Raw genomic sequence first — 25,189 nt, 5'->3', positions numbered from 1 at the left:
GGGCAGGGTGGGTCAGAAGAGCTTCAGTGGCTCTTCTTGGAGCGCCGCCAACTGCTCGCGCAACGCCAGCACTTGATCACCCCAATAACGCTCGGTGCCGAACCACGGAAAACTGCGGGGGAAGGCAGGATCGTCCCAGCGGCGGGCGAGCCAGGCGCTGTAATGCAGCAGGCGCAGGGCGCGCAACGGTTCGATCAAGGCCAGTTCACGGGGATCGAAGTCGTGGAATTCGTTGTAGCCGTCCATCAGTTCCGACAACTGGCTCAGGCAATCCTGACGATCGCCGGCGAGCATCATCCAGATGTCCTGTACCGCCGGACCCATGCGGCAGTCGTCGAGGTCGACGATATGGAACATCTCGTCACGGCACATCATGTTGCCGGGGTGGCAGTCACCGTGCATGCGGATGTTCTGGTGAGGCGTGTTGCTGTAGGCATCTCCCACACGCTTGAGCAGATCGCGGGCCACTGACTCGTAGGCCGGCAGCAGGCTGCGGGGGATGAAGTTGCCATCGAGCAATGTGGCCAGCGAGTCATGGCCGAAGTTTTTTACCGCCAGCGCTTCACGGTGCTCGAACGGCCGGGTCGAGCCGACCGCATGCAGGCGCCCGAGCAACTGGCCCAGGCGATAGAGTTGGTCGAGGTTGCCCGGCTCCGGTGCTCGGCCGCCACGGCGGGGGAACAGGGTGAAACGGAAACCGTTGTGTTCGTGCAGGGTTTCACCGTTGTGGATCAACGGCGCCACGACCGGCACCTCGCAGTCGGCGAGTTCGGCGGTGAACTGGTGCTCTTCCAGAATCGCTTCGTTGCTCCAGCGTTGCGGCCGGTAGAACTTGGCGATCAGCGGCTCGGCGTCTTCGATACCGACCTGATAGACGCGGTTCTCGTAGCTGTTGAGCGCCAGGATGCGCGCGTCGCTGAGAAAGCCGATGCTTTCGACGGCATCGAGCACGAGGTCTGGTGTGAGGGTTTCAAACGGGTGGGCCATGCTGACTCCTGCGCGCAGCAGGCTGCTGCGTCCGGCCAGGCATGGTAGCGCAGACGGCGCGGTTTTAGTGGATGTGTGGTGTCTGGGCTGCCGCCATCGCGAGCAAGCTCGCTCCCACAGGTCATGCGCCAGATTTGAAATCGCGCCAATCCTGTGGGAGCGAGCTTGCTCGCGATGAGGGGTTGTCAGGCGCCGACGATCCCGCCATCTTCCCGCGAAATCGCCATCACCGAAGACCGCGGCTTGCCGTTGGGCAGGTGCTCGGGGAAGGTAGAACCGCCGTTTTCACCCGGATGCTGAATCCCGACAAACAGGGTTTTCTGGTCCGGCGAGAAGCTGATCCCCGTCACTTCACAACCTACCGGGCCAACCATGAAGCGACGAATCTCGCCGGTTACCGGATCGGCACAGAGCATCTGGTTGTTGCCCATGCCGGCAAAGTCTCCGGCGTTGCTCGAATCGCCGTCGGTGAGAATCCACAAGCGTCCGGCCTTGTCGAAGCCCAGGCCGTCAGGGCTGTTGAACATGTTCTGCGGCGTGATGTTCGACGATCCGCCTTTTGGTGTGCCGGCGTGAACCCCCGGATTACCGGCGACGACGAACAGGTCCCAGGCAAAGGTTTTCGAGCCGTGATCGTCACGCTCGGTGCGCCAGCGCAGGATCTGGCCGTAGACGTTCTTCTCGCGCGGGTTCGGCCCGCCCGCCGGTTGCCCGTCTTCGCCGCGTTTGGCGTTGTTGGTCAGCGTGCAGTAGACCTGGCCATCCATGGGGCTGACCACGATCCATTCCGGGCGGTCCATGCGCGTGGCTTTCACCACACTGGCGGCGAGACGCGCGTGAATCAAAACTTCGGCCTGATCGGCAAAACCGCTGCTGGCGTCGATGCCGTTTTTGCCGTGGGTCAGTTCGATCCATTCACCCTGGCCTTTCGGGTGATCGACGTTGCCGTCGCCGGCATCGAACCTCGCCACGTACAGGGTGCCGTGGTCGAGAATGTCACGGTTGGCCTTGGGGTTCTTGTGGTCGATCTTGTCGCGGCTGACGAATTTGTAGATGAACTCACCGCGTTCATCGTCGCCCATGTACACCACGGCATGACCGTCGCCGGTTTCGGCCAGTGCGGCGTTTTCGTGCTTGAAGCGGCCCAGGGCCGTACGTTTGACCGGCGTCGATTTCGGATCGAACGGATCGATCTCCACCACCCAGCCGTGACGGTTGAGCTCGTTGGGGTTCTTCGCCATGTCGAAGCGCTCGTCGTGCTGGTGCCAGTTGATTTCTTTGCTGGTGGCCACCACGCCGTAGCGTTTTTGCGCCGGGTCGAACTTCTGCTCGGCGTTGCTGCTGCCGAAGCAGTCGGTGAAGTTCTCTTCACAGGTCAGATAGGTGCCCCACGGCGTCTTGCCGTTGGCGCAGTTCTGGAAGGTGCCCAGGACGTTCTTGCCGTGCGGATCGGCACTGGTTTTGAGCAGGGCATGTCCGGCGGCCGGGCCGCTCAGGGTGATCGGTGCGTTGCCGTGAATGCGGCGGTTGTAGCGTGAGCCCTGGACGAACTGCCATTGGCCGTTCTTGCGCTGCACTTCAATTACCGACACACCTTCGCAGGCCAGCGCCTTGCGCACTTCTTGCGCCGATTGCGGCATGCCGCCGTGGGCGTAGAGGTAGCGGTAGTTGGTGTATTCGTTGTTGATCGCCATCAGCGCCCGGTCTTTTTCGCCCGGAAATTCGAACAGGCTCATGCCATCGTTGTTGTCGCCGAACTGGACTTCCTGATGTTCGGCGCTGCCGTTGCCGCTCGGGTCGAACGCCGGACCGTCCTTGTGCAGGGGCTGGCCCCAGCTGATCAGCACCGAGGACTTGTAGCCCGGTGGCAGGGTGATGGTGTCGCTGGTGGCGGCGGCAATGCTGTCGAAACCCAGCAACTGGCTGTTGCCGGCGCTGACACTGGCGGCCATCACGCTGCGGCTCAGCAGGTTGCCGCCAAGGAACATCGCCGCGCCGCACAGGGCACCTGCGCTGATGAAGCCGCGACGGCTGAGGCCGACCATGGTTTCGAGGTCGGTGGACTGGTTTTCTTCTAATAGGCTCATTTCAGGCTCCCTGCGGATTTTGCAGACACCTTAATGATGAGTCATGAACCTTTTGTTGCAGTTCTGCTTACAGTGGTGTGCCCAGCAGTACCTTGGACGGCGAAAACTCCACGCGCACCGGTTTACCACACGTCAGCTCCGATGCTTGCAGATGACTCTGTTCGGCCAAGGCGCATAGAGTCAGGCCGTTGGGCAGGGTGATGCGCACTTCGCTGGGACCGTCGTCGGCGTCGAGGATTTTTTCGATGATGCCGCTGAGGCAATTGTTTTCAGGCGTTTCGACAGAGTCGATTTGCAGCACGTCGAGCCAGCCGGCCTTGATCAATGCCACGACTTCAGTGCCGATTTGCAGTTCCAGGCGCTCGGTGCTGTCGTGGGTAATTTGCGCGGCGACGATCACGCCTTCGGCGACTTCGAGGCGAATCAGGTCGTTGCGTCCCTGAGGTTCGATCGCAATCACCTTGCCGTGCAACTGATTGCGCGCGCTGGTGCGCAGCATCAGGCGCCCGAGCAGATCCAGATCGCTCGCGTCTTCAGCTGCTTCCAGCACTTGGGTCTGCAAGGCTTGCAGCTTCTGGTACAGGCGCAACACCCGCTCGCCTTCGTTGGACAGGCGCGCACCGCCGCCGCCCTTGCCGCCGACAATCCGCTCCACCAGCGGCTTCTGCGCCAGGTTGTTCAGCTCATCGATCGCATCCCAGGCAGCCTTGTAGCTCAGGCCCGCACTTTTTGCCGCGCGGGTGATCGAGCCTTGTTCGGCGATGTGCTGCAGCAGGGCGATGCGCTGCGGACGGCGGACAATGTGCTGGGACAGCAAGGTTGGCAAAGACATGACAAGTCGCTTTGGGTGGTGACGATGGTGAGGACGTTGGTCGCTTGGGCCGCGCGAGTCAAGTCAGGGTGTCTCGCCGGGTTTGGGCGTGCGGGCCAGGCAATAGACGTCGACCCTCGCCGCCCCGGCGTCCATCAACAGGCGAGCCAGGGCCTGGGCCGTGGCTCCGGTGGTCAGTACGTCGTCGACCAGAGCCAGGTGCCGGCCTTTGACGACCGCGCCGGGTGCCAGGGCGAAAGCATTGCGCAGGTTTCTTAGACGGGCTTCGGCGTTCAAGGCCTGTTGGGCGTCGGTGTCTTGAGTGCGCAGCAGCAACCGTTCGTCGCAAGGGATATCGAGACTCGCACTCAACCAGTGAGCCAGCATCGCCGCCTGATTGAACCCGCGCTGGCGCAGGCGCCGATTGGCCAGCGGCACCGGGATCAGCGCCTGGGGTCGCAGCAGATCGTCTTCGAAGCGATGTTGCAGGTATTGAACAAGAAGTTCGGCGAGCAGGCGACCAAACGGCCACTTGGCGTTGTGTTTGAAGCGGGTGATCAGGCTGTCTACCGGAAAGCTGTAGGTCCAGGGCGCAATCACTTGTTCGAAGGCCGGTGGCTGCTTCAGGCAATGGCCGCAGGTCAGTCCCGCGGCCGGGAGCGGCAGGGCGCAGGTCAGACAGTGATCACCGAGCCAGGGCAACTCGATTTCGCAGGCCGTGCAGACAGGAGGAATGCCGTCGGCCGCTTCATCGCACAAAAGACATGATTGTTTGTTTTTTAACCAGATGTAAACCTGTCCTTCGTATCGTGGTTGACAGCGCATCGCTCTTCCTTAAATATGCCGAAACATCTGTGAAGCGGCTGTGAAACTCCATTACCCAGCCGACTGCCAAAGCATAATTCAAAGGAAACGCCCATGAGCGCCAGCACCACTGCCACCCTGCGTCATGACTGGACTTTGGCCGAAGTCAAAGCACTCTTCGTTCAACCATTCAATGACCTGTTGTTCCAGGCGCAGACGGTGCACCGTGCGCATTTCGACGCCAACCGCGTCCAGGTGTCGACCCTGTTGTCGATCAAGACCGGCGCCTGCCCGGAAGATTGCAAATATTGTCCGCAGTCCGGTCACTACAACACCGGCCTGGAAAAAGAGAAACTGATGGAGGTGCAGAAGGTCCTCGAAGAGGCCGCTCGCGCCAAGGCCATCGGTTCGACCCGCTTCTGCATGGGCGCGGCGTGGAAGCATCCGTCGGCCAAGGACATGCCGTACGTGTTGAAGATGGTCGAAGGCGTGAAAGCCATGGGCCTGGAAACCTGCATGACCCTCGGTCGCCTGGATCAGGAGCAGACCGAAGCGCTGGCCAAGGCCGGCCTCGACTACTACAACCACAACCTCGATACCTCGCCGGAGTTCTACGGCAGCATCATCACCACCCGCACCTACAGCGAACGCCTGCAAACCCTGGCGTACGTGCGTGATTCGGGGATGAAGATCTGCTCCGGCGGCATTCTGGGCATGGGCGAGTCGCTGGACGACCGCGCCAACCTGCTGATCCAGTTGGCCAACCTGCCTGAGCATCCGGAGTCGGTGCCGATCAACATGCTGGTGAAAGTCGCCGGTACGCCGCTGGAAAATGCCGACGACGTCGATCCGTTCGACTTCATCCGCATGCTCGCCGTCGCGCGCATCCTGATGCCGCAATCCCACGTGCGCCTGTCCGCCGGCCGCGAAGCCATGAACGAGCAGATGCAGGCCCTGGCGTTCTTCGCCGGTGCCAACTCGATTTTCTACGGCGAAAAACTGCTGACCACCGCCAACCCGCAGGCCGACAAGGACATGCAACTGTTCTCGCGCCTGGGCATCCTGCCGGAAGCCCGCGAAGAGCACGCCGATGAGGTGCATCAGGCAGCTATCGAGCAGGCGTTGGTGGAGCAGAAGAGCAGCGAGCAGTTTTACAACGCGGCTGTTTGAGCAATCACTGCTTCCACTGAATGAATGCAAAACCCTGTGGGAGCGGGCTTGCTCGCGAAGGCGGTGTATCAGTCAACATCTTTGTTGAATGTCAGGCCGTATTCGCGAGCAAGCCCGCTCCCACAAAAAGCTCTATGTCATTTGATAGTCGAGGCCTGCATGTCTTTCGATCTCGCCGCACGCCTTGCCGCCCGTCGTGCCGAAAACCTCTACCGCCAGCGCCCGCTGCTTGAAACCCCGCAGGGGCCGCAAGTGGTGATCGATGGCCAGCCGTTGCTGGCGTTCTGTAACAACGACTACCTGGGCCTGGCCAATCATCCGCAAGTGATCGAAGCCTGGCGTGCCGGTGCTTCGAAGTGGGGTGTGGGCGGAGGGGCATCGCATCTGGTCATCGGCCATAGCGCCCCGCACCATGCGCTGGAAGAAGCGTTGGCCGACCTGACCGGTCGCCCGCGGGCGTTGCTGTTCACCACCGGCTACATGGCCAACCTCGGCGCGGTCACGGCGTTGGTAGGGCAGGGTGATACGGTGCTCGAAGACCGGCTCAATCATGCGTCGCTGCTCGACGCGGGGCTGTTGTCCGGCGCGCGGTTCAATCGCTACTTGCACAACGACCCGTCGAGCCTGGCCAAGCGCCTGGAAAAAGCCACCGGCAATACACTGGTGGTCACCGACGGCGTGTTCAGCATGGACGGTGATCTTGCCGACTTGCCGGCGCTGGCCCGAGAAGCCAAGGCCAAAGGCGCCTGGTTGATGGTCGACGATGCCCATGGTTTTGGACCGCTGGGTGCCAACGGTGGCGGCATCGTCGAACACTTTGGCTTGAGCCAGGATGACGTTCCGGTGCTGGTCGGCACCCTCGGCAAGGCGTTCGGTACGGCAGGTGCCTTTGTGGCTGGCAGCGAAGAGCTGATCGAAAGCCTGATCCAGTTCGCCCGCCCCTACATCTACACCACCAGCCAGCCCCCCGCGCTGGCCTGCGCCACGTTGAAAAGCCTGGAACTGCTGCGCAGCGAACACTGGCGCCGCGAGCATTTGCAGACGCTGATCCGCCAGTTCCGCAAAGGTGCCGAGCAGATTGGCCTGGAACTCATGGACAGCTTCACGCCGATCCAGCCGATCATGATCGGTGACGCGGGGCGAGCGGTGCGCCTTTCGCAAATGCTGCGTGAACGCGGGTTGATGGTGACCGCGATTCGCCCGCCGACCGTACCCGCCGGCAGTGCCCGGCTGCGGGTCACGTTGACGGCTGCCCACAGTGAGGCCCAGGTACAGCTATTGTTAAACGCACTGGCCGATTGTTTTCAACAACTGAAGCCGGAGCCAAGCCATGCGTGATCGTCTGATTCTGCTGCCCGGCTGGGGCCTTGGCGTTTCACCGCTGGAGCCTCTGGCGGCGGCCTTGCGCGGTTTGGATGAGCACCTGCGCGTCGAGATCGAGCCGTTGCCGGAGCTGGAGTCGAGCGATCTTGAAGAGTGGCTCGATGAGCTTGATTCGACCTTGCCGCAAGACGTGTGGCTGGGCGGTTGGTCATTGGGCGGCATGCTCGCCTGCGAATTGGCGGCCCGGCGTGGCGATCGCTGCTGTGGTGTGTTCACCCTGGCCAGCAACGTTTCTTTTGTCGCTCATGATCAATGGACAAGCGCCATGTCCGGGGAAACCTTCGATGCGTTTCTGGCGGGATGTGAGGCCGATCCGCGCGCGACCTTGAAACGCTTTTCACTGCTTTGCGCCCAAGGCGCCGAAGACCCACGCGGATTGTCGCGGTTGTTGCTTGGCGGCGCCCCGAACACCGCTACGCCGGTGTTGCTGAGTGGTCTGCAAGTGCTCGCGCAACTGGATACACGGCAGGCGCTGCATTCGTTCCGCGGTCCGCAATTGCATCTGTTCGCCGGCCTCGACGGGCTGGTGCCGGTGGAAGCGGCGGGCGAGTTGTTGGCATTGCTGCCGGATGTCGAAATCGGTCTGATTGAACAGGCCAGCCACGTGTTTCTCCTGGAGGATCCCCACGGTGTGGCGGGGGCGATCCAGGCCTTTTTGCATGAGTCCGGCGATGACTGATTTATCCCTTCCCAACCTGCCCGGCGCCTTGCCCGACAAGCGCCAGGTAGCAGCCTCATTCTCCCGCGCGGCAGCAAGCTACGACAGCGTGGCCGAGCTGCAGCGTGATGTGGGCAGCCAATTGCTCGGGCGCTTGCCGCAGGACTTCGTACCGCAGCGCTGGCTGGACCTGGGCTGTGGCACCGGGCATTTCAGTCGTGCCCTGGGTGAGCGATTTCCGGGCAGCCACGGGGTGGCGCTGGACATTGCCGAGGGCATGCTCAACCACGCCCGGCCATTGGGCGGTGCCACATACTTCGTGGCCGGCGATGCCGAGCGACTGCCACTGCAGGATTCGTCTTGCGACCTGATCTTCTCCAGCCTGGCGGTGCAGTGGTGCGCGGACTTCGACTCGGTGCTCAGTGAAGCCTTTCGAGTACTGAAACCGGGCGGCATTTTCGCGTTTGCTAGTCTGTGTGTAGGGACGTTGTTTGAATTGCGCGACAGCTGGCGCGAAGTCGACGGCATGGTGCACGTCAACCGCTTCCGGGAGTTTGGTGTTTATCAACAACTATGTGCGGCCAGCGGCTTGAGGGTGGTCAGTCTGCAAAACCTTGCGCACGTGCTGTATTACCCGGATGTGCGCAGCCTGACCCATGAACTCAAGGCGTTGGGTGCGCACAATCTCAATCCCGGGCGGCCGGGTGGCTTGACCGGCCGGGCGCGGATTTTGGGTTTGATCGAGGCTTACGAACAGTTTCGTCAGGCCCAGGGACTGCCGGCGACTTATCAAGTGGTGTACGCCGTTTTGGAGAAACCCTTATGAGCGCAGCCTATTTCATCGCCGGCACGGATACCGATGTCGGTAAAACCACGATCGCTGCGGGGTTGCTGCATGCGGCGCGTTCGGCGGGTTTGAGCACGGCGGCGGGCAAGCCGGTCGCTTCCGGTTGCGATGTGACACCTAAAGGCCTGCGCAACGCCGATGCGCTGGCCTTGCTGGCGCAGTGTTCGCTGCCGCTGACCTACGCACAGGTCAATCCGATGGCCTTCGAACCGGCCATTGCTCCGCATCTGGCCGCGCGAGAGGCGGGCGTGGCGCTGACGGTGCAGTCGTTGCTGACGCCGATGCGGCAGATTCTGGGCATGCAGGCGGACTTCACCCTGATCGAAGGCGCCGGCGGCTGGCGCGTACCCCTGGCGGATCAGGACAACCTGTCGGACCTGGCCATCGCATTGAAGCTGCCGGTGATCCTGGTGGTCGGTGTACGCCTGGGGTGTATCAGCCATGCCCTGTTGACCGCCGAAGCGATTGCCCGGGACGGTTTGCAACTGGCGGGGTGGGTGGCCAACATCATCGAACCGAAGACCTCGCGGCTGGAAGAAAACCTGGCTACCCTGGCCGAGCGCCTCCCGGCACCGTGCCTGGGGCGTGTGCCTAAACTCAAGGCCGTTACGGCCGAGGCAGTGGCCGAGCACTTGCAACTGGACCTGTTGGACTGAGGCGAGTGGCTGCGGGCTTTGCCTATGAGAAGGCACTGTGCCATTAGTGTTTTTGTCGAGTGTTTTGCTGGCCACTCTGCTTCAATGGTCACTGTTGATCCTTTGAAAGGACGAGTTCTCCCTTGGAAATCTCAGGAAACACCGCTTTTTATGCCGGTCTGAGCACTCTTCAGACAGGGCTGAACCGTGTCGATCAAGCCGCCGGGCAGATCGCCAACACGACGATCGAGCGCTCGGTCACCAGCCAGTCCTCCGAGACGCAGGTCGATCGTCTGCGATCGGTTGATCGCAGCCGGCAATCGGACCTGGCCAGCAATGTGGTCGAAATGGCCCAAGGCAAATTTCAGGTCGAACTGGGCGCCAAAGTCGCCAAGGCATCCGACGAAGTGCTCGGAACGCTGATCGATACTTTCGCCTGATCCTCATTGAATCCGTCTCTCCAACGCCGCGCCTGTTCGCGGCGTTTTTCTGCGTAAGTCCTTCTCACTCAACTAATCTTTTCTGCAGGGTGGCTCGCTCGGTCAATGTCCGTCGTGCGGTTGCGCGCAGATGTGCCTGATCGGCGGTGACGAATGGAAAAAGATCGACGCTTGACAAGATTTGGGCGTAAACGTATGTTTCAAACAACTGTTTGATCGCAACAACAAATCAATGCGGTCGTTCATTCCCGGTTACATCAGCAGAGGTTTATCGCTATGCCTGACTACAAGGCCCCCTTGCGTGATATTCGCTTCGTTCGTGACGAGCTGCTCGGCTACGAAGCGCACTATCAGAGCCTTCCGGCTTGTGCCGACGCAACTCCGGACATGGTTGACGCCATTCTTGAGGAAGGCGCCAAGTTTTGTGAGCAGGTACTGGCTCCGCTGAACCGCGTGGGCGATCTCGAAGGCTGCACCTGGAGCGAGTCCGGCGTTAAGACCCCGACTGGCTTCAAGGAAGCCTACAAGCAATTCGTCGAAGGTGGCTGGCCAAGCCTGGCTCACGACGTAGAGCACGGCGGCCAAGGCTTGCCGGAGTCCCTGGGTCTGGCCATCAGCGAAATGGTTGGCGAGTCCAACTGGTCGTGGGGCATGTACCCAGGCCTGTCGCACGGTGCGATGAACACCATCTCCGAGCACGGCACCCCTGAGCAGCAAGAGGCTTACCTGACCAAGCTGGTTTCCGGCGAGTGGACCGGCACCATGTGCCTGACCGAGCCGCACTGCGGCACCGACCTTGGCATGCTGCGCACCAAGGCCGAGCCTCAGGCCGACGGTTCCTACAAGGTTTCCGGCACCAAGATCTTCATCTCGGCCGGTGAACACGACATGGCCGACAACATCGTCCACATCGTGCTGGCTCGCCTACCGGATGCACCGGCTGGCACCAAAGGCATCTCGCTGTTCATCGTTCCGAAATTCATGCCGAACGAAGACGGTTCGATCGGTGCGCGCAACGCCGTGTCCTGTGGTTCCCTGGAACACAAAATGGGCATCCACGGCAACGCTACCTGCGTAATGAACTTCGACGGCGCTACCGGTTTCCTGATTGGCCCGGCGAACAAAGGCCTGAACTGCATGTTCACCTTCATGAACACCGCACGTCTGGGTACCGCGCTGCAAGGCCTGGCCCACGCTGAAGTCGGTTTCCAGGGCGGCCTGAAATACGCTCGCGACCGTCTGCAGATGCGCTCGCTGACTGGCCCGAAAGCGCCGGACAAAGCCGCTGACCCGATCATCGTGCACCCTGACGTACGCCGCATGCTGTTGACCATGAAGGCATTCGCCGAAGGCAACCGCGCAATGGTTTACTTCACCGCCAAGCAGGTCGACATCGTCAAGTACGGCGTGGACGAAGAAGAGAAGAAGAAAGCCGACGCACTGTTGGCGTTCATGACTCCAATCGCCAAAGCCTTCATGACCGAAGTCGGTTTCGAATCGGCCAACCATGGCGTGCAGATCTACGGCGGCCACGGCTTCATCGCCGAGTGGGGCATGGAGCAGAACGTCCGCGACAGCCGCATCTCGATGCTGTACGAAGGCACCACCGGTATCCAGGCACTCGACCTGCTGGGCCGTAAAGTGCTGATGACCCAGGGCGAAGCTCTGAAAGGCTTCACCAAGATCGTCCACAAGTTCTGCCAGACCAACGAAGGCAACGAAGCGGTTCAAGAGTTCGTCGCTCCGCTGGCCGCATTGAACAAGGAATGGGGCGAGCTGACCATGAAGGTCGGTATGGCCGCCATGAAAGATCGCGAAGAAGTCGGCGCGGCCTCCGTGGATTACCTGATGTACTCCGGTTACGCCTGCCTGGCCTACTTCTGGGCTGACATGGCGCGCCTGGCCGCCGAGAAACTGGCTGCCGGCACCTCCGAAGAGGCGTTCTACACCGCCAAGCTGCAGACTGCGCGCTTCTACTTCCAGCGCATCCTGCCGCGTACCCGCACTCACGTCGTAACCATGCTGTCGGGCGCCAACAACCTGATGGACATGAAAGAAGAGAACTTCGACCTGGGCTACTAAGCCTTAGCGAAGTACTTGAAAAAGCCGCTGCTCCTTCGGGAACAGCGGCTTTTTTGCTTTAAAGGTTGCCGGTGGAAAATGTTTGTAACGCCCTTTAAAAAATACCTCAGTAATTCACTCAGCAACTCAGGCTTTCTGCCGTTACAGTGGTTGGCACATTGCCATCAATTGATTTGACCGGTCGGAGCTTTACCCTTGCCGCGCTCTTCCGCTGTGCGTTTCAGTCACTTCCTGCCGTCATTGCTGCTGTTACTGGCGGGGCTAGCGGCTGCATACATCAAGGAGCTGAACGTCTTTTTCACTTCGCTGTTCAACGTGCTGCCCACCCTGGTGTTGTTGCTCGGTGGCGCCTATTGCGCGGTATACCGACGCCAGCGTGAACTGTTTCTGATGGTCACGGTGTACATCGCCTACTTCCTGCTCGACACCCAGACTGACTATTACCGCGACAACGGCAAGGTGCGCGACGACGCCGCCGTGGTCTTTCATTTGTGTTGCCTGCTGCTGCCGCTGCTGTTTGGCATCTTCGCGGCATGGCAGGAGCGCACCCATCTGTTTCAGGACATGGTGGCGCGTTTCGCCGTATTGCTGGCGGTCGGCAGCGTGGCGCTGGGGCTTGAGCAAAGCTATCCGCACGCGCTGCTGATCTGGTTGTCGGAGATTCGCTGGCCCGCCTTGCATGGCGCCTGGATGAGCCTGATCCAGTTGTCCTATCCGGTGTTCATTGCGGCGTTCCTGCTGCTGGCCTGGCAATACTGGCGCAACCCGCGACCGCTGCATGCCGCGCAATGGGTGGGGCTGCTCGGGTTGTTCTGGATGTTACCGAAAACCTTCATCCTGCCGTTCACGCTGAACATCATGTGCAGCCAGGTGATGCTGATGATTGCCGCTGCCGTTGCCCATGAGGCCTATCAAATGGCGTTCCGCGACGAACTGACCGGGCTGCCGGGTCGTCGCGCGTTGAATGAGCGCATGCAACGGTTGGGGCGCAACTACGTGTTGGCCATGAGCGACGTCGACCACTTCAAGAAATTCAACGACACCCACGGCCACGACGTCGGCGACCAGGTGCTGCGACTGGTGGCCAGCAAGCTGTCGAAAATCGGCGGTGGCGGTAAGGCGTATCGCTATGGCGGCGAGGAATTTGCCCTGGTGTTTGCAGGCAAGACCCTCGAAGAGTGCATGCCGCACCTGGAAGTCATCCGCGAGTCCATCGCCACTTACAACATTCAGCTGCGCAATCAGGAAAACCGCCCGCAGGACGATAGTCAGGGGCGCCAGCGGCGTGCCGGTTCCGGTGCGTCGAGTGTGTCGGTGACGGTCAGTATCGGCGTTGCCGAACGGATCGAACAACGCACCCCCGAAGAGGTGCTCAAGTCCGCTGACCAGGCGCTCTACAGCGCCAAGGGCGCCGGGCGCAACTGCGTGATGGCGTTCGGGCAGAACCGCCGTGGCGCCGTGCGCATGGACGCCGCTACGGTTGAGTGATGATGGCGCATTCAGCGAGCGCAAAGTGATTGTGAGGCGTGGTCGGCAGCAGTAGGTTGGAGAAATCTGCCGACGGAGAATGACCATGCCCGAGTACAAAGCTCCCTTGCGCGACATGCGCTTTCTGATCGACCACGTCTTCGACTTTCACAGCAACTACGCCGCGCTGGGGGCCACCGATGCCAGCCCGGACATGGTCAATGCGATCCTCGAAGAAGGGGCGAAGTTCTGCGAAAACGTACTGTCGCCGCTGAACCGCAGTGGCGATGAAGAAGGCTGCCATTTCGACAATGGCGTGGTCACGACGCCCGCGGGCTTCAAGCAGGCATTCGCCCAATATGTCGAGGGCGGCTGGCATGGCCTGGCGGCGGATCCGGTTTACGGCGGTCAAGGGTTGCCGATCTCTCTGGGTCTGGTGATCAGCGAGATGGTGGCTTCCAGTAACACCTCATGGGGCATGTACCCCGGACTGACCCACGGTGCGATGTCGGCGATCCACGCCCATGGAACCGAGGCGCAAAAGCAGACCTATTTGAAGAAGCTCACCGCTGGCCAATGGACCGGCACCATGTGCCTGACCGAAGCCCATTGCGGCACCGACCTGGGCATCATCAAGACCCGCGCCGTGCCTGCGGCCGATGGCAGTTACGCGATCTCCGGCAGCAAGATTTTCATCTCCGCCGGTGAGCACGACATGAGCGACAACATCATTCACCTGGTATTGGCCAAGTTGCCGGACGCACCGGCCGGAACCAAGGGCATTTCACTGTTCATCGTGCCCAAGTACCTGCCCGATGCGACGGGGGAAGCGGGCGAGCGCAACGGCGTGTCCTGCGGCTCGATCGAACACAAAATGGGCATCAAGGCCTCGGCCACCTGCGTGCTGAACTTCGACGAGGCCAAGGGCTTCCTGATCGGCGAGCCGAACAAGGGCCTCAACTGCATGTTCACCATGATGAACCACGCGCGACTGGGCACCGGCATGCAAGGGCTGTGTCTGGGGGAGGCGAGCTTCCAGGGCGCGATCAAATACGCCAACGACCGTTTGCAGATGCGCTCGCTGACCGGCCCGAAAGCGCCGGAAAAGGCCGCCGACCCGATCATCGTGCACCCTGATGTGCGGCGGATGTTGCTGACCATGAAAGCCTTCAACGAGGGCAACCGCGCGCTGACCTACTTCACCGCACAGTTGCTCGACGTTGCACACCTGAGCCCGGACGAAACGGCGCGCCGGGATGCCGAAGACTTGCTGGCGTTCCTCACGCCAATCTGCAAAGCCTTCATGACCGACACCGGGCTGGAGGTGACCAACCATGGCATGCAGGTGTTTGGCGGCCATGGGTTCATTCGCGAATGGGGTATGGAGCAGTTGGTCCGCGACTGCCGGATCGCACCGATCTATGAGGGCACCAACGGCATTCAGGCGCTGGACTTGCTCGGGCGCAAGGTGCTCGGCAGCCAGGGCAAGTTGCTTCGCGGCTTCACCAAAATCGTCCACAAGTTCTGCACGGCGAACGCTGAACATCCACAACTGGCCGGGTATGTGGCGCAGCTCAATCAACTGAACCAGCAGTGGGGTGAGTTGACCACCAGGGTCGGTATGGCAGCGATGAAAAACCCGGACGAAGTCGGTGCTGCGTCGGTGGATTACCTGATGTACAGCGGTTACATCATCCTCGGCTACCTGTGGTTGCGCATGGCGCTGGTGGCTCAGGCGCAGCTCGATGCGGGCAGCGGTGATGGTGACTTCTGCCGGGCCAAACTGGCGACCAACGAGTTTTACTTCAAGCGTCTGTTGCCACGCACTGCCGCTCATCGGGCGGCCGTCGAAGCAGGTAGCGATTGCCTGATGCAACTGCCTGCGGAGCTATTTGCGCTCTGACACCTACCCTGTAGGAGCGAGCTTGCTCGCGATGGTCGTGAACGATAACGCGTAAAACCAGATGCCCAGTGGCGCCTTGGGGTTTTTCGCGAGCGAGCTCGCTCCTACAGTTTTATCCGTTCACTCCCGCCTACGGCAATGACTAAAAATAACAAAACGGTCATGAGTTGACCCTATGTGTCGCAAAAGTTGTTGAGGTACACTCCGACCCAACGAAAACACTCTTCCTGTGAATCACCTGTATAGATCTTGCGAGGTTTGCCATGGCTGACTACAAAGCGCCCCTGCGCGATATGCGCTTCGTCCTCAATGAAGTTTTCGAGGTCGCCAAACTCTGGGCCGAACTGCCTGCACTGGCCGAAACCGTCGATGCAGAAACCGTCGAAGCCATCCTGGAAGAAGCCGGCAAAGTCACCAGCAAAAGCATCGCACCGCTGAGCCGTGCCGCTGACGAAGAAGGTTGCCATTGGGCGGACGGTGCCGTCACCACGCCGGCAGGTTTCCCACAGGCCTATCAGACCTACGCTGAAGGCGGCTGGGTCGGTGTCGGTGGTGATCCATCCTACGGCGGCATGGGCATGCCCAAAGCCGTTTCGGCCCAGGTCGAGGAAATGGTCAACTCCGCCAGCCTGTCGTTCGGCCTGTACCCGATGCTGACCGCCGGTGCTTGCCTGTCGATCAACGCCCACGCCAGCGAAGAACTGAAAGCCGCGTACCTGCCGAACATGTACGCCGGCATCTGGGCCGGTTCCATGTGCCTGACCGAGCCGCACGCCGGTACCGACCTGGGGATCATCCGCACCAAGGCCGAGCCTCAGGCTGACGGTTCCTACAAGGTCAGCGGCACCAAGATCTTCATCACCGGTGGCGAACACGACCTGACCGAAAACATCATCCACCTGGTGCTGGCCAAGCTGCCGGATGCGCCGGCGGGGCCGAAAGGCATTTCGCTGTTCCTGGTACCGAAGTTCATGGTCAATGCCGATGGCAGCCTGGGCGCACGCAACCCGGCCAACTGCGGTTCGATCGAACACAAGATGGGCATCCAGGCGTCCGCCACCTGCGTGATGAACTTTGATGAAGCCGTGGGTTACCTGGTCGGCGAGCCGAACAAAGGCCTGGCGGCGATGTTCACCATGATGAACTACGAGCGTCTGGGCGTCGGTATCCAGGGCCTGGCCACGGGCGAGCGCTCGTACCAGAACGCCGTGGAATACGCCCGTGACCGTCTGCAAAGCCGTTCGCCGACCGGCGCGCAGAACAAGGAAAAAGTGGCTGACCCGATCATCGTCCACCCGGACGTGCGACGCATGCTGCTGACCATGAAAGCCTCGAACGAAGGTGGGCGTGCGTTCTCCACCTACGTGGCGATGCAACTGGACACCGCCAAGTTCAGCGAAGACGCCGCCACCCGCAAGCGCGCGGAAGACCTGGTGGCGTTGCTGACCCCGGTGGCCAAGGCGTTCCTGACTGACCTCGGCCTGGAAACCACCGTACACGGCCAACAGGTGTTCGGCGGCCACGGTTACATCCGTGAGTGGGGTCAGGAGCAACTGGTGCGTGACGTGCGCATCACCCAGATCTACGAAGGCACCAACGGCATCCAGGCACTGGACCTGGTCGGGCGCAAGATCGTCGGCAGCGGCGGGGCGTTCTACAACCTGTTCGCCGATGAGATTCGCCACTTCACGGCGACCGCCAGCGCGGACCTCGCCGAATTCACCAAGCCGCTGAACGACGCCGTGACCTCCCTCGATGAACTGACTGCCTGGTTGCTGGACCGGGCGAAGAGCAATCCGAACGAAATCGGCGCGGCGTCGGTCGAGTATCTGCAGGTGTTCGGCTACGTGGCCTACGCCTACATGTGGGCGCTGATGGCCAAGGCGGCTTTGGGCAAGGAAGCGCAGGACGATTTCTACGCCAGCAAACTGGGCACGGCGCGCTTCTATTTCGCTCGCCTGCTGCCGCGCATTCACTCCTTGAGCGCGTCGGTGAAGGCCGGTAGCGAATCGTTGTTCCTGCTGGATGCGGGACAATTCTGATGAAGTAACGTTATGTAAGCATTCTCTTACATAACGTGCTGCTGTTCTCCCATAGATGCAAATTGGATCCAGAGCTAATCTACTTCTCATGGACGTAGCGCAGGAAGCGCAAAGCAACAACAGGGACACGTAGGATTCTGCCAGGACGGCGGAGTGAAATGGATGTCAGGGAAACAGTCTGCAAAGCCCCGCTTCGGCGGGGTTTTCTTTTGCCTGAAGAAAAGTTTTCAGCTTGGCCCATCCAGAGCCTGCGCGCTGTTCAAGCGCCCGTCCGGGCCATTTATCACTTCTTCCAGCAATGTCCGCAGCAATGCCAGCGAGGCCTGCTGCCGTTGCACATCCCGACACACCAAACCGACTTTCAGCGGCACTCGCGGTTCGCTCAGGGGTTTCCACAGCAGTTCGTGGTTGCCATGGGTCTTTTGCGAGCGACCGGGCAGTACCGTCGCCAGGCGCGTGTGGGGCAGGCTGTCGAGGATGCCGGCCATGTTGTTCAATTCGGCTTGTACCTGTGGGCGACGTCCGAGGCTTGTCAGCTGTGCCTGCCAGATCTGCCTGATCTGAAACTCTTCGCCCAGCAGCAGCATCGGCAGTTCGGCAGCCTGACTCATGGACACTTTCTTGAATTCACGCAGCGGATGCTCTGCCGGGATGACCAGGGTCAGTTCGTCTTCGTACAGCATCACGCCATGCAAGCCAGGCTGGCGGGGCGGCAGGTAGCTGATGCCGATATCCAGAGAACCGTTGAGCAGTCGCCGCTCGATTTCCAGGCCGGTCAGTTCGTAGATCTGCACCACCAGATGCGGCTGCGCCTTGCGCACCCGCTCGAGCATCTGCGGAACGAGGCTGGTGTGCACGGTCTGCAATACACCGATGGCCAGGGTGCGCAGCGCCTGACCCTTGAAGTTGCCGAGCGCTTCCCGTGCCCGTTGCAGGCCATCGAGCAAAGGCAGGGCGTGGTTGTACAGCGTATGGGCTGCGAGGGTCGGCAACAGGCGTTTGCTGCTGCGCTCGAACAGGCTCACATCGAGGTTTTGCTCGAGGTGGCGGATTTGCTGGGACAGCGCCGGCTGAGAGATGGACAGACGCTCGGCGGCCCGGCCCACATGGCCTTCTTCATAGACCGCGACGAAATAACGCAGTTGCTTGAAATCCATAAGTATTACTTATCGAAAATGCTGGGAAATCGAAATGGCTGAACGCCTCGCCTGAGCCTAGTCTAACCGCATTCACAGGGCTTACAGGGCCACAGAGCGCGATGAATACCCTTTGCTTCGATGGTATTTACATAGGTAAGGCAAAAAACCTCAAAAAGGTTTTTTTCAGATGAATCTGTTCAGTCTGCGCCGCAGTCCTCCCAGTCTTGATGATCTGGTCATGGACGCCTCCCCGCCATCCCAAGGCGTTAACCTTTCCAGCGAGTACTTGATGCCCAGTGTCGAGCGGCCAAAACAGGTGTTTGTGCGTGGCCAGGGTTCATGGTTGTGGGACAGCGATGACCGTGCGTACCTGGATTTTTCCCAGGGTGGCGGGGCCAACAGCCTCGGTCATAGCCCTTCGGTACTGGTCAATGCAATCGCAGCCCAGGCTCAGTCGCTGATCAACCCGGGTTTTGGCCTGCATAACCGTGGCATGCTCAGCCTCGCCGAACATTTGTGTGCCAGCACCGGCAGTGACCAGGCCTACCTGCTCAATACCGGCAGCGAAGCCTGCGAGGCGGCGATCAAACTGGCGCGTAAATGGGGTCAACGGCATCGCGGCGGTGCGTCGCGAATCATTGTGGCCAACAACGGTTGCCATGGCCGCAGCCTGGGGACGATTTCGGCATCGGACAGTTCGACATTGATCAACCGGTTCGAGCCGCAATTGCCAGGCTTCAGTCGTGTTCCGTTCAATGACCTGCCAGCGTTGCATGCGGCCGTGGATGAACGAACCGTAGCGATCATGCTCGAGCCGATCCAGAGCGAAGCCGGCGTGATCCCGGCCGCCGCGCACTACCTCAAGGGCGTCGAACGCTTGTGCCGTGAACTCGGCATTTTGCTGATCTTCGACGAAGTGCAAACTGGCATCGGCCGTTGTGGCACCTTGCTCGCGGAACAGTCCTGCGGCGTCACGGCGGATATCGTCGTGCTCGGCAAAGGCTTGGGCGGCGGCGTGCCATTGGCCGCGCTGCTGGCGCGGGGCAAAGCTTGCTGTTTCGACATTGGTGAGTTGGCAGGTACTCATCACGGTAATGCGTTGATGACCGCGGCGGGGCTTTCGGTGCTCGATACCGTGCAGGACAAGGCTTTCCTCAAGCACGTCGCAGAGGCCGGTCAACACCTGCGTGAAGGGTTAGGGCGTTTGGCCCATCGTTACGGTCACGGCGAGTTGCGCGGACAAGGACTGCTGTGGGGGTTGACGCTGTCGGACGACTCCGCTGACGCGGTGGTCAAGGCCGCGCTGTACGAAGGCTTACTGCTTAATGCCCCGCAACCCGACTGCCTGCGCTTTACCCCTGCACTAAATGTCAGCAACGCCAACATCGATGAAATGCTCCTGCGCCTGGCGCGCGCCTTCTCCCGAGTGCGAACCGCGCAATTGCAGTGCCGCAAAGGGATTGCCGTCTGATCAGACGCGCCCTGCACACATTCCAGAACCGTCTCGCGGTAATACGCACGCCCCACGCCCGATACTTTTGGCGTGGGGCGTTTTTTTGTGGCCGGTTTTTTCCAAAGGCAGTTTCGGCTTGAGCGGTTAACACATTAATGGCTTTCTAGCGTGCATCGGCAGGGAGTGCCGGTGCCAGCGAAATGGTGTTGCTGTCGCGTTGGTTTTGATTTCTATACCACTGGGTGGTATGTTTTATGGAAGGGATGTCCATGTCACCAAGGCTGTTCAAGACAAAGCGCTTCGCAATGCAGGCTGCCAAGGCCTGGATCGGTGATGACGAACTCCGGGAGGCATTCACCGAAATGCTCAATGGTCGGGCTGACAATTTGGGTGGCGGGGTCTGGAAGAAGCGCTTGAATGCCAACCGCCATCGCTCGATTATCCTGGCCAGGGGCGGTGCTCATTGGGTCTATCAGTTTCTGTACGCAAAAAAAGATCAGAGCAATATCAGTCCCAGGCATTTGCTCGACTTGCGAGAGTTGGCCAAGACATATGGTGGACTGACCGAAATGGAAATTCAGCAATTGCTGGATGCAAAGGAGTTTGTGGAGATACTAAATGAGTAAAAAATTCAAAAGTGAGCTATCGGAGTCGATCCACGAATCGGCCAGTGCCTTGTACGCCATAGGTGCAATCAGTAAGGCGACCATGCGTGAGTTCGATGAGTCCTGTCTTGCAAGAGTGCCGGATGCGATTCCCGCGCAGGAGATCAAGGCACTGCGCGAGCGCAACAATGTCAGCCAACCGGTGTTCGCGCGCTATCTGAACACCAGTGCTTCCACGGTCAAGCAATGGGAAGCAGGGGATAAGCACCCCAGTGGCATGGCGTTGAAGTTGCTGAGTATCGTGCGCAAACACGGTCTGGAGATACTGGCCTGAGGAATCGGGCTGAACCCTGACAAACGGCACAGGTCGATTAGCTGTAGGGCTCGAACGAGTCCACCCCCAATCAGGAGCTGTCCCATGGACTTTATTCGCATCATCATCGCTATCCTGTTGCCGCCACTGGGTGTGTTTCTGCAAGTAGGATTCGGCGGGGCGTTCTGGCTGAATATTCTGCTGACGTTGTGCGGTTACATTCCGGGGATCGTGCATGCGGTGTACATCATCGCCAAGCGCTGAATTTTTGCAGCGCTAGATCGATCGCTTTCGCGGGCAAGCCCGCTCCCACAGGATTTGTGCACGCAGCAGAACCTGTGGGAGCGGGCTTGCCCGCGAAGGGGGCGCCACCGTTTCGGCAATGAGCGCGGGCTTCAGTCCACTGAATCCATCACCCGCCGATAAAACAACCACTCCTGCTCCAGCGCGTGGGCCTGGTTACCGGCCTTGCGAAAGCCATGGCGTTCATCGGCGTAGTAATGCGCCTCGACCAGGATGCCGTTGTCCTGCAGTGCCGTGACCATGTCGCGGGTCTGTTGCGGGACGACCACGGCATCCAGTTCTCCTTGAAAGAAGATCATCGGCACGCGGATGTTGCCGGCATGCAGCAGCGGCGTGCGGGCAGCGTAGCGTTCGGCATCCAGTTGCGGATCGCCGATCAGCCAATCCAGATAGTCGCTTTCGAATTTGTGGGTCGCGCGCCCCAGCGCCACCGGGTCGCTGACCCCATACAGGCTGGCGCCGGCGCGGAACACGTTGTGAAAGGCCAAGGCGCAAAGGCTGGTGTAGCCGCCAGCGCTGCCGCCGCGAATGAACGCCTGGTCGCCGTCGATCAAGCCTCGCTGCTTGAGGTAACTGACCACGGCGCAGGCGTCTTGCACATCAACATCACCCCAGCCCAGGTGCAGTGCCTGGCGATAGGCCCGGCCGTAACCGCTGCTGCCGCGATAGTTGAGATCGGCCACGGCGAAGCCCCGCTGTGCCCAGTACTGGATACGCGGATCGAGCATCGGGTAGCACGCCGAAGTCGGTCCGCCATGGACGAACACCACCAATGGCGGTTTCGCCTCGCCGGTCATCGCCGGGTAGAAGAAGCCGTGTGCTTCGCCTGAGCCACTTGGGTAGCGCAAGGTTTGCGGGCGGCTGATCTGTTCGGGAGCAAGCGGTGCGATGCCGCCGGCCAGCACTTGCACTTGCCGGCTCTGACGGTCGATGGCGATGACGGCGGCTGAACTGACGGGCGACGCCGCGATGCAATAGATGAACTGCTCATCCACGGCGAGATGGCGGAAGCGGCTGTAGTCGCCGGTAAAGTCGGCGCTGGAGTCTCCGCCTATGCCCAGTCGGCCAAACCCGCCCTCGGTCCAACTGGCCAGATAACTGTTGTCGCTCAGCGGCAACCAGGTGCTGCCGCCGAGTTGCCAGGGCGCGGGGCCATGGTCGGCGCTGGCACTTGGCAATGGGCTCAGGCCTTTTTCAGACTCTTTCCATGGCTGCCAGTAACCTGCGCGATCCGTCAGGCAATACAGGCGACCGCCGGCATCAAACCGCGGTTGCTGCACAGACTCTTGAGTGCCGTCGCCCGCCACACAACGAGCCTCGGCAAAGCCGCCGTTGGCGAGGCGCTCGGCAACCATCAAACGGGTCGCTGTCCATGGCTGATCCGGGCGACTCCACTCGATCCAGGCCAGGCGCCGGGCATCCGGGCTCAGCGTCGGTGCCGCGTAGAAATCAGCACCCTCGGCCAGCAAGTGACGTGCGCCATCCAACAGATCGATCGCCACCAATCGGTGTTGATCGCGGTGCTCCTCGACCGCCAGCACTTGCCCGTTGGCGAACTGCAGATCGCCATAACGGCACGCCCCGGACGTCAGCCTTTCGGGCGCTTCGTCTTGCAGTGATTGCCGATACAACTGCTGGTCGGCCTCATTGACGAAAACGATTCCATCGTCCGTCAGACAAAACGCCCCACCGCCATATTCGTACACCCGACTGCGAACGCTGAACCCCGGTGGCGTCAGGCATTTCGCTGCGCCGTCACGCCAATGCCAGATCCGGCACGCAGCGTCTTCGGGGCGGTATTCGTTCCAGAACAGGCCCTGTCGACCGACCTGCAGTTCGGCAAAGTCGATACCGGCGGCCACGGCTTTGGCAGCGCTGAAAGGTTCAGCTTTTGGCGATGAGGCGTGAGTTTCGTTCATTGCGAAAGGCCAGTTGGTCGATGGTCTGGGTCGCGTGCCCGGCTTCTTCGCGAGCCTTGAGGATCACGCCGTGTTGTGGCGACTTGCTGCATACCGGGTCGGCGTTGCTTGCATCGCCGGTGAGCATGAACGCCTGGCAGCGGCAGCCGCCGAAGTCTTTTTCTTTCTCGTCACAGGAGCGGCACGGCTCGGGCATCCAGTCGTACCCGCGAAAGCGGTTGAAACCGAACGAGTCGTACCAGATGTGCTGCATGCTGTGGTCGCGCACGTTGGGAAACTGCACCGGCATCTGTCGGGCACCGTGACAGGGCAGGGCGGTTCCGTCTGGCGTGACCGTCAGAAAAATACTGCCCCAGCCGTTCATGCAGGCTTTCGGGCGTTCTTCGTAATAGTCCGGCGTGACGAAAATCAGCTTGCACGGATGCCCTTCGGCTTCCAGTTTTGCGCGGTATTCGTTGGTGATGCGTTCGGCGCGCACTAGTTGCTCCTTGGTCGGCAAAAGCCCAACGCGATTGAGTTGCGCCCAGCCGTAGAACTGGCAGGTGGCGAGCTCGACGAAGTCCGCTTCCAGTGCGATGCACAACTCGATGATGCGGTCGATCTGGTCGATATTGTGCCGATGGGTGACGAAGTTCAGCACCATCGGATAACCGTGGGCCTTCACCGCCCGGGCCATCTCCAGTTTCTGCGCGAAGGCCTTTTTCGAGCCGGCCAGTAGATTGTTCACCTGCTCGTCACTGGCCTGGAAGCTGATCTGGATGTGATCGAGACCGGCCTTCTTGAAGTCGCTGATTTTCTGTTCGGTCAGGCCGATGCCGGAGGTGATCAGGTTGGTATAGAAACCCAGCTTGCGCGCTTCAACGATCAGCTCGGCGAGGTCCTGACGCACCAGCGGTTCGCCACCGGAAAAGCCAAGCTGCGCGGCGCCCATTTCCCGCGCTTCACGAAACACCTTGATCCACTGCTCGGTGCTCAGCTCTTTGCCTTGCTCGGCGAAATCCAGCGGATTGGAGCAGTATGGGCATTGCAGCGGGCAGCGATAGGTCAGCTCGGCGAGCAGCCACAGCGGCAAGCCGACCTCGGGTTTGGGCGGTACTTGCCTTGATGAATCAGGCAAGTTCGATCCAGTGCTGCGCACGGGCAACCTCCATGAATTGCTCGATGTCGTCTCCGAGTTCGGGCACGCCGGGAAACTGTTGGTCGAGCTCATTGATGATGGCCGCGACATCCCGTTCACCATCAATCAAACCGCTGATCAGCGCGGCACTTTCGTTGAGCTTGATCATGCCTTCCGGGTACAGCAGCACGTGGCCTTTTTGCGCCGGTTCGTACTGGAAGCGGTAGCCGGGACGCCAGGTCGGGGTCTTGCTGCGATCGAAACTCATAAGGTGATTCCTTTGTGCCAGACCCGTTCCCCGGTCACGCTGTGATACGGCGGGCGTTTCAGTTCGTAGGCCATGCTCATGGCATCAAGCATGCTCCAAAGAATGTCCAGTTTGAACTGGAGAATTTCCAGCATGCGCTCCTGGCCTTCACGGGTGGTGTAGTGCTGCAACGTGATCGCCAGACCATGCTCGACATCACGCCGTGCCTGGCCCAGGCGCGTGCGGAAATACTCGTAGCCGGCCGGGTCGATCCATGGGTAGTGCTGGGGCCAACTGTCCAGGCGCGATTGGTGGATCTGCGGGGCGAACAGTTCGGTCAGCGAGCTGCTCGCGGCTTCCTGCCAACTGGCGCGGCGGGCGAAATTGACATAGGCGTCCACGGCGAAGCGCACGCCGGGCAGTACCAGTTCCTGGGAGCGCAGTTGGTCCGGGTCGAGGCCCACGGCCTGGCCCAGGCGCAGCCAGGCTTCGATGCCGCCGTCTTCACCGGGCGCACCGTCGTGGTCCAGCAGGCGTTGAATCCACTCGCGGCGGATCTCGCGGTCCGGGCAGTTAGCCAGAATGGCCGCGTCCTTCAGGGGGATGTTCACCTGATAGTAGAAACGGTTGGCGACCCAGCCCTGGATCTGTTCGCGGGTGGCCCGGCCTTCGTACATTGCCACGTGATAGGGGTGATGGATGTGGTAGTAGGCGCCCTTGGCGCGCAGAGCCGCTTCGAATTCGGCGGGGGACATCGGGGTGTCAGTCATTGCGGTT

Annotated in this window: 23 protein-coding genes; 14 read left to right on the top strand and 9 right to left on the bottom strand. The window is 60.7% G+C overall.

The features are described 5' to 3' along the window. Positions 1–12: 12 nt before the first annotated feature. The 4 genes from KGB29_RS09070 to KGB29_RS09055 all read right to left on the bottom strand — a co-directional run bounded on the left by KGB29_RS09070 (position 13) and on the right by KGB29_RS09055 (position 4,710). Positions 13–987, bottom strand: a complete 975-nt coding sequence (locus tag KGB29_RS09070) for a serine/threonine protein kinase (RefSeq protein ID WP_150815183.1) — start codon at positions 985–987, stop codon at positions 13–15. A 185-nt stretch (positions 988–1,172) separates the two neighbouring features. Further along, positions 1,173–3,074: a PhoX family protein gene (locus KGB29_RS09065; protein WP_150815182.1), complete on the bottom strand. Its 1,902-nt coding sequence runs from the start codon at positions 3,072–3,074 to the stop codon at positions 1,173–1,175. 67 nt (positions 3,075–3,141) lie between these two features. Continuing rightward, positions 3,142–3,906, bottom strand: coding sequence for a TOBE domain-containing protein (locus KGB29_RS09060; protein WP_150815181.1), 765 nt, complete (start codon positions 3,904–3,906; stop codon positions 3,142–3,144). 63 nt (positions 3,907–3,969) lie between these two features. Further along, a complete protein-coding gene (locus KGB29_RS09055; protein WP_150815180.1) occupies positions 3,970–4,710 on the bottom strand; it encodes a ComF family protein in 741 nt (246 codons plus the stop codon). Between the two features lie 93 nt (positions 4,711–4,803). On the opposite strand from KGB29_RS09055, the gene bioB reads away from it, so the two are divergent. The 10 genes from bioB (at position 4,804) to KGB29_RS09005 (ending at position 17,316) form a co-directional block, all read left to right on the top strand. Next, the gene (gene bioB, locus KGB29_RS09050) at positions 4,804–5,859 is read left to right on the top strand and encodes a biotin synthase BioB (protein WP_057713026.1); all 1,056 of its coding nucleotides are present in this window, start codon (positions 4,804–4,806) and stop codon (positions 5,857–5,859) included. A 159-nt stretch (positions 5,860–6,018) separates the two neighbouring features. Further along, positions 6,019–7,197: an 8-amino-7-oxononanoate synthase gene (bioF, locus tag KGB29_RS09045; RefSeq protein WP_150815178.1), complete on the top strand. Its 1,179-nt coding sequence runs from the start codon at positions 6,019–6,021 to the stop codon at positions 7,195–7,197. Continuing rightward, positions 7,190–7,921, top strand: a complete 732-nt coding sequence (locus tag KGB29_RS09040; RefSeq protein WP_150815177.1) for an alpha/beta fold hydrolase — start codon at positions 7,190–7,192, stop codon at positions 7,919–7,921. Before bioF ends, KGB29_RS09040 begins: the two co-directional genes overlap by 8 nt. Next, complete coding sequence (gene bioC, locus KGB29_RS09035; protein ID WP_150815176.1) at positions 7,914–8,726, top strand: malonyl-ACP O-methyltransferase BioC; 813 nt, start codon at positions 7,914–7,916, stop codon at positions 8,724–8,726. The genes KGB29_RS09040 and bioC overlap by 8 nt, the downstream gene beginning before the upstream one ends. After that, the gene (gene bioD, locus KGB29_RS09030; RefSeq protein ID WP_150815175.1) at positions 8,723–9,403 is read left to right on the top strand and encodes a dethiobiotin synthase; all 681 of its coding nucleotides are present in this window, start codon (positions 8,723–8,725) and stop codon (positions 9,401–9,403) included. The genes bioC and bioD overlap by 4 nt, the downstream gene beginning before the upstream one ends. Positions 9,404–9,525: 122 nt before the next feature. Then, positions 9,526–9,822: a pyrroloquinoline quinone biosynthesis protein PqqE gene (locus KGB29_RS09025; RefSeq protein WP_150815174.1), complete on the top strand. Its 297-nt coding sequence runs from the start codon at positions 9,526–9,528 to the stop codon at positions 9,820–9,822. A gap of 276 nt (positions 9,823–10,098) precedes the next feature. Then, a complete protein-coding gene (locus tag KGB29_RS09020; protein ID WP_057713032.1) occupies positions 10,099–11,904 on the top strand; it encodes a phenylacyl-CoA dehydrogenase in 1,806 nt (601 codons plus the stop codon). Positions 11,905–12,099: 195 nt separating this feature from the next. Further along, positions 12,100–13,392, top strand: a complete 1,293-nt coding sequence (locus KGB29_RS09015; protein ID WP_150815173.1) for a GGDEF domain-containing protein — start codon at positions 12,100–12,102, stop codon at positions 13,390–13,392. 85 nt (positions 13,393–13,477) lie between these two features. Continuing rightward, a complete protein-coding gene (locus KGB29_RS09010) occupies positions 13,478–15,274 on the top strand; it encodes an acyl-CoA dehydrogenase C-terminal domain-containing protein (protein ID WP_150815172.1) in 1,797 nt (598 codons plus the stop codon). Between the two features lie 263 nt (positions 15,275–15,537). After that, positions 15,538–17,316 (top strand): acyl-CoA dehydrogenase C-terminal domain-containing protein, encoded by a 1,779-nt coding sequence (locus tag KGB29_RS09005; RefSeq protein ID WP_150815171.1) that lies wholly within the window; start codon positions 15,538–15,540, stop codon positions 17,314–17,316. 227 nt (positions 17,317–17,543) lie between these two features. Here KGB29_RS09005 and KGB29_RS09000 read toward each other — a convergent pair whose 3' ends face one another. Further along, a complete protein-coding gene (locus tag KGB29_RS09000) occupies positions 17,544–18,473 on the bottom strand; it encodes a LysR family transcriptional regulator (protein WP_057713036.1) in 930 nt (309 codons plus the stop codon). A 169-nt stretch (positions 18,474–18,642) separates the two neighbouring features. On the opposite strand from KGB29_RS09000, the gene KGB29_RS08995 reads away from it, so the two are divergent. From KGB29_RS08995 to KGB29_RS08980, 4 genes are all read left to right on the top strand, one after another. Continuing rightward, a complete protein-coding gene (locus tag KGB29_RS08995) occupies positions 18,643–19,926 on the top strand; it encodes an aspartate aminotransferase family protein (protein ID WP_150815170.1) in 1,284 nt (427 codons plus the stop codon). A gap of 251 nt (positions 19,927–20,177) precedes the next feature. Continuing rightward, positions 20,178–20,534 (top strand): type II toxin-antitoxin system RelE/ParE family toxin, encoded by a 357-nt coding sequence (locus KGB29_RS08990; protein WP_150814013.1) that lies wholly within the window; start codon positions 20,178–20,180, stop codon positions 20,532–20,534. After that, entirely contained in the window at positions 20,527–20,847 is a 321-nt protein-coding gene (locus tag KGB29_RS08985; RefSeq protein WP_046039442.1) for a helix-turn-helix domain-containing protein, read from the top strand. The genes KGB29_RS08990 and KGB29_RS08985 overlap by 8 nt, the downstream gene beginning before the upstream one ends. Positions 20,848–20,931: 84 nt before the next feature. Then, positions 20,932–21,090, top strand: a complete 159-nt coding sequence (locus KGB29_RS08980) for a YqaE/Pmp3 family membrane protein (protein WP_003228885.1) — start codon at positions 20,932–20,934, stop codon at positions 21,088–21,090. 131 nt (positions 21,091–21,221) lie between these two features. On the opposite strand, the gene KGB29_RS08975 is transcribed toward KGB29_RS08980, so the two are convergent. Genes KGB29_RS08975 through pqqC form a run of 4 tightly spaced genes read right to left on the bottom strand, consistent with a single transcriptional unit; the run spans position 21,222 to position 25,182 of the window. Beyond that, positions 21,222–23,048, bottom strand: a complete 1,827-nt coding sequence (locus tag KGB29_RS08975) for a S9 family peptidase (RefSeq protein ID WP_150814012.1) — start codon at positions 23,046–23,048, stop codon at positions 21,222–21,224. Then, positions 23,014–24,186 (bottom strand): pyrroloquinoline quinone biosynthesis protein PqqE, encoded by a 1,173-nt coding sequence (pqqE, locus tag KGB29_RS08970; protein ID WP_150814011.1) that lies wholly within the window; start codon positions 24,184–24,186, stop codon positions 23,014–23,016. The genes KGB29_RS08975 and pqqE overlap by 35 nt, the downstream gene beginning before the upstream one ends. Then, positions 24,158–24,433 carry a pyrroloquinoline quinone biosynthesis peptide chaperone PqqD gene (pqqD, locus tag KGB29_RS08965; protein WP_150814010.1) on the bottom strand — a complete coding sequence of 92 codons (276 nt, stop codon included), beginning with the start codon at positions 24,431–24,433 and terminating at the stop codon, positions 24,158–24,160. Before pqqD ends, pqqE begins: the two co-directional genes overlap by 29 nt. After that, on the bottom strand, positions 24,430–25,182 hold the full coding sequence (gene pqqC, locus KGB29_RS08960; RefSeq protein WP_007993179.1) for a pyrroloquinoline-quinone synthase PqqC: 753 nt from the start codon (positions 25,180–25,182) through the stop codon (positions 24,430–24,432). The genes pqqD and pqqC overlap by 4 nt, the downstream gene beginning before the upstream one ends. Positions 25,183–25,189 lie beyond the last annotated feature (7 nt).

The organism is Pseudomonas sp. BF-B-30 (genome assembly GCF_019956305.1).
GTDB lineage: Bacteria > Pseudomonadota > Gammaproteobacteria > Pseudomonadales > Pseudomonadaceae > Aquipseudomonas > Aquipseudomonas jessenii.
Note: the sequence above shows the minus strand (reverse complement) of the source record. Positions and strands in the feature narration are given on the sequence as shown.

Excerpts from the sequence above, each read along its gene's own strand:
- pqqD (WP_150814010.1), bottom strand. The coding sequence starts at position 24,433 with ATGAGTTTCGATCGCAGCAAGACCCCGACCTGGCGTCCCGGCTACCGC.
- KGB29_RS09000 (WP_057713036.1), bottom strand. The coding sequence starts at position 18,473 with ATGGATTTCAAGCAACTGCGTTATTTCGTCGCGGTCTATGAAGAAGGC.
- KGB29_RS09005 (WP_150815171.1), top strand. The coding sequence starts at position 15,538 with ATGGCTGACTACAAAGCGCCCCTGCGCGATATGCGCTTCGTCCTCAAT.
- pqqC (WP_007993179.1), bottom strand. The coding sequence starts at position 25,182 with ATGACTGACACCCCGATGTCCCCCGCCGAATTCGAAGCGGCTCTGCGC.
- KGB29_RS08990 (WP_150814013.1), top strand. The coding sequence starts at position 20,178 with ATGTCACCAAGGCTGTTCAAGACAAAGCGCTTCGCAATGCAGGCTGCC.
- KGB29_RS09060 (WP_150815181.1), bottom strand. The coding sequence starts at position 3,906 with ATGTCTTTGCCAACCTTGCTGTCCCAGCACATTGTCCGCCGTCCGCAG.
- KGB29_RS09070 (WP_150815183.1), bottom strand. The coding sequence starts at position 987 with ATGGCCCACCCGTTTGAAACCCTCACACCAGACCTCGTGCTCGATGCC.
- KGB29_RS09020 (WP_057713032.1), top strand. The coding sequence starts at position 10,099 with ATGCCTGACTACAAGGCCCCCTTGCGTGATATTCGCTTCGTTCGTGAC.
- KGB29_RS08985 (WP_046039442.1), top strand. The coding sequence starts at position 20,527 with ATGAGTAAAAAATTCAAAAGTGAGCTATCGGAGTCGATCCACGAATCG.
- bioB (WP_057713026.1), top strand. The coding sequence starts at position 4,804 with ATGAGCGCCAGCACCACTGCCACCCTGCGTCATGACTGGACTTTGGCC.
- KGB29_RS09065 (WP_150815182.1), bottom strand. The coding sequence starts at position 3,074 with ATGAGCCTATTAGAAGAAAACCAGTCCACCGACCTCGAAACCATGGTC.
- bioD (WP_150815175.1), top strand. The coding sequence starts at position 8,723 with ATGAGCGCAGCCTATTTCATCGCCGGCACGGATACCGATGTCGGTAAA.
- KGB29_RS08995 (WP_150815170.1), top strand. The coding sequence starts at position 18,643 with ATGAATCTGTTCAGTCTGCGCCGCAGTCCTCCCAGTCTTGATGATCTG.
- KGB29_RS09010 (WP_150815172.1), top strand. The coding sequence starts at position 13,478 with ATGCCCGAGTACAAAGCTCCCTTGCGCGACATGCGCTTTCTGATCGAC.
- KGB29_RS08975 (WP_150814012.1), bottom strand. The coding sequence starts at position 23,048 with ATGAACGAAACTCACGCCTCATCGCCAAAAGCTGAACCTTTCAGCGCT.
- bioF (WP_150815178.1), top strand. The coding sequence starts at position 6,019 with ATGTCTTTCGATCTCGCCGCACGCCTTGCCGCCCGTCGTGCCGAAAAC.
- KGB29_RS09040 (WP_150815177.1), top strand. The coding sequence starts at position 7,190 with ATGCGTGATCGTCTGATTCTGCTGCCCGGCTGGGGCCTTGGCGTTTCA.
- KGB29_RS09055 (WP_150815180.1), bottom strand. The coding sequence starts at position 4,710 with ATGCGCTGTCAACCACGATACGAAGGACAGGTTTACATCTGGTTAAAA.
- KGB29_RS08980 (WP_003228885.1), top strand. The coding sequence starts at position 20,932 with ATGGACTTTATTCGCATCATCATCGCTATCCTGTTGCCGCCACTGGGT.
- bioC (WP_150815176.1), top strand. The coding sequence starts at position 7,914 with ATGACTGATTTATCCCTTCCCAACCTGCCCGGCGCCTTGCCCGACAAG.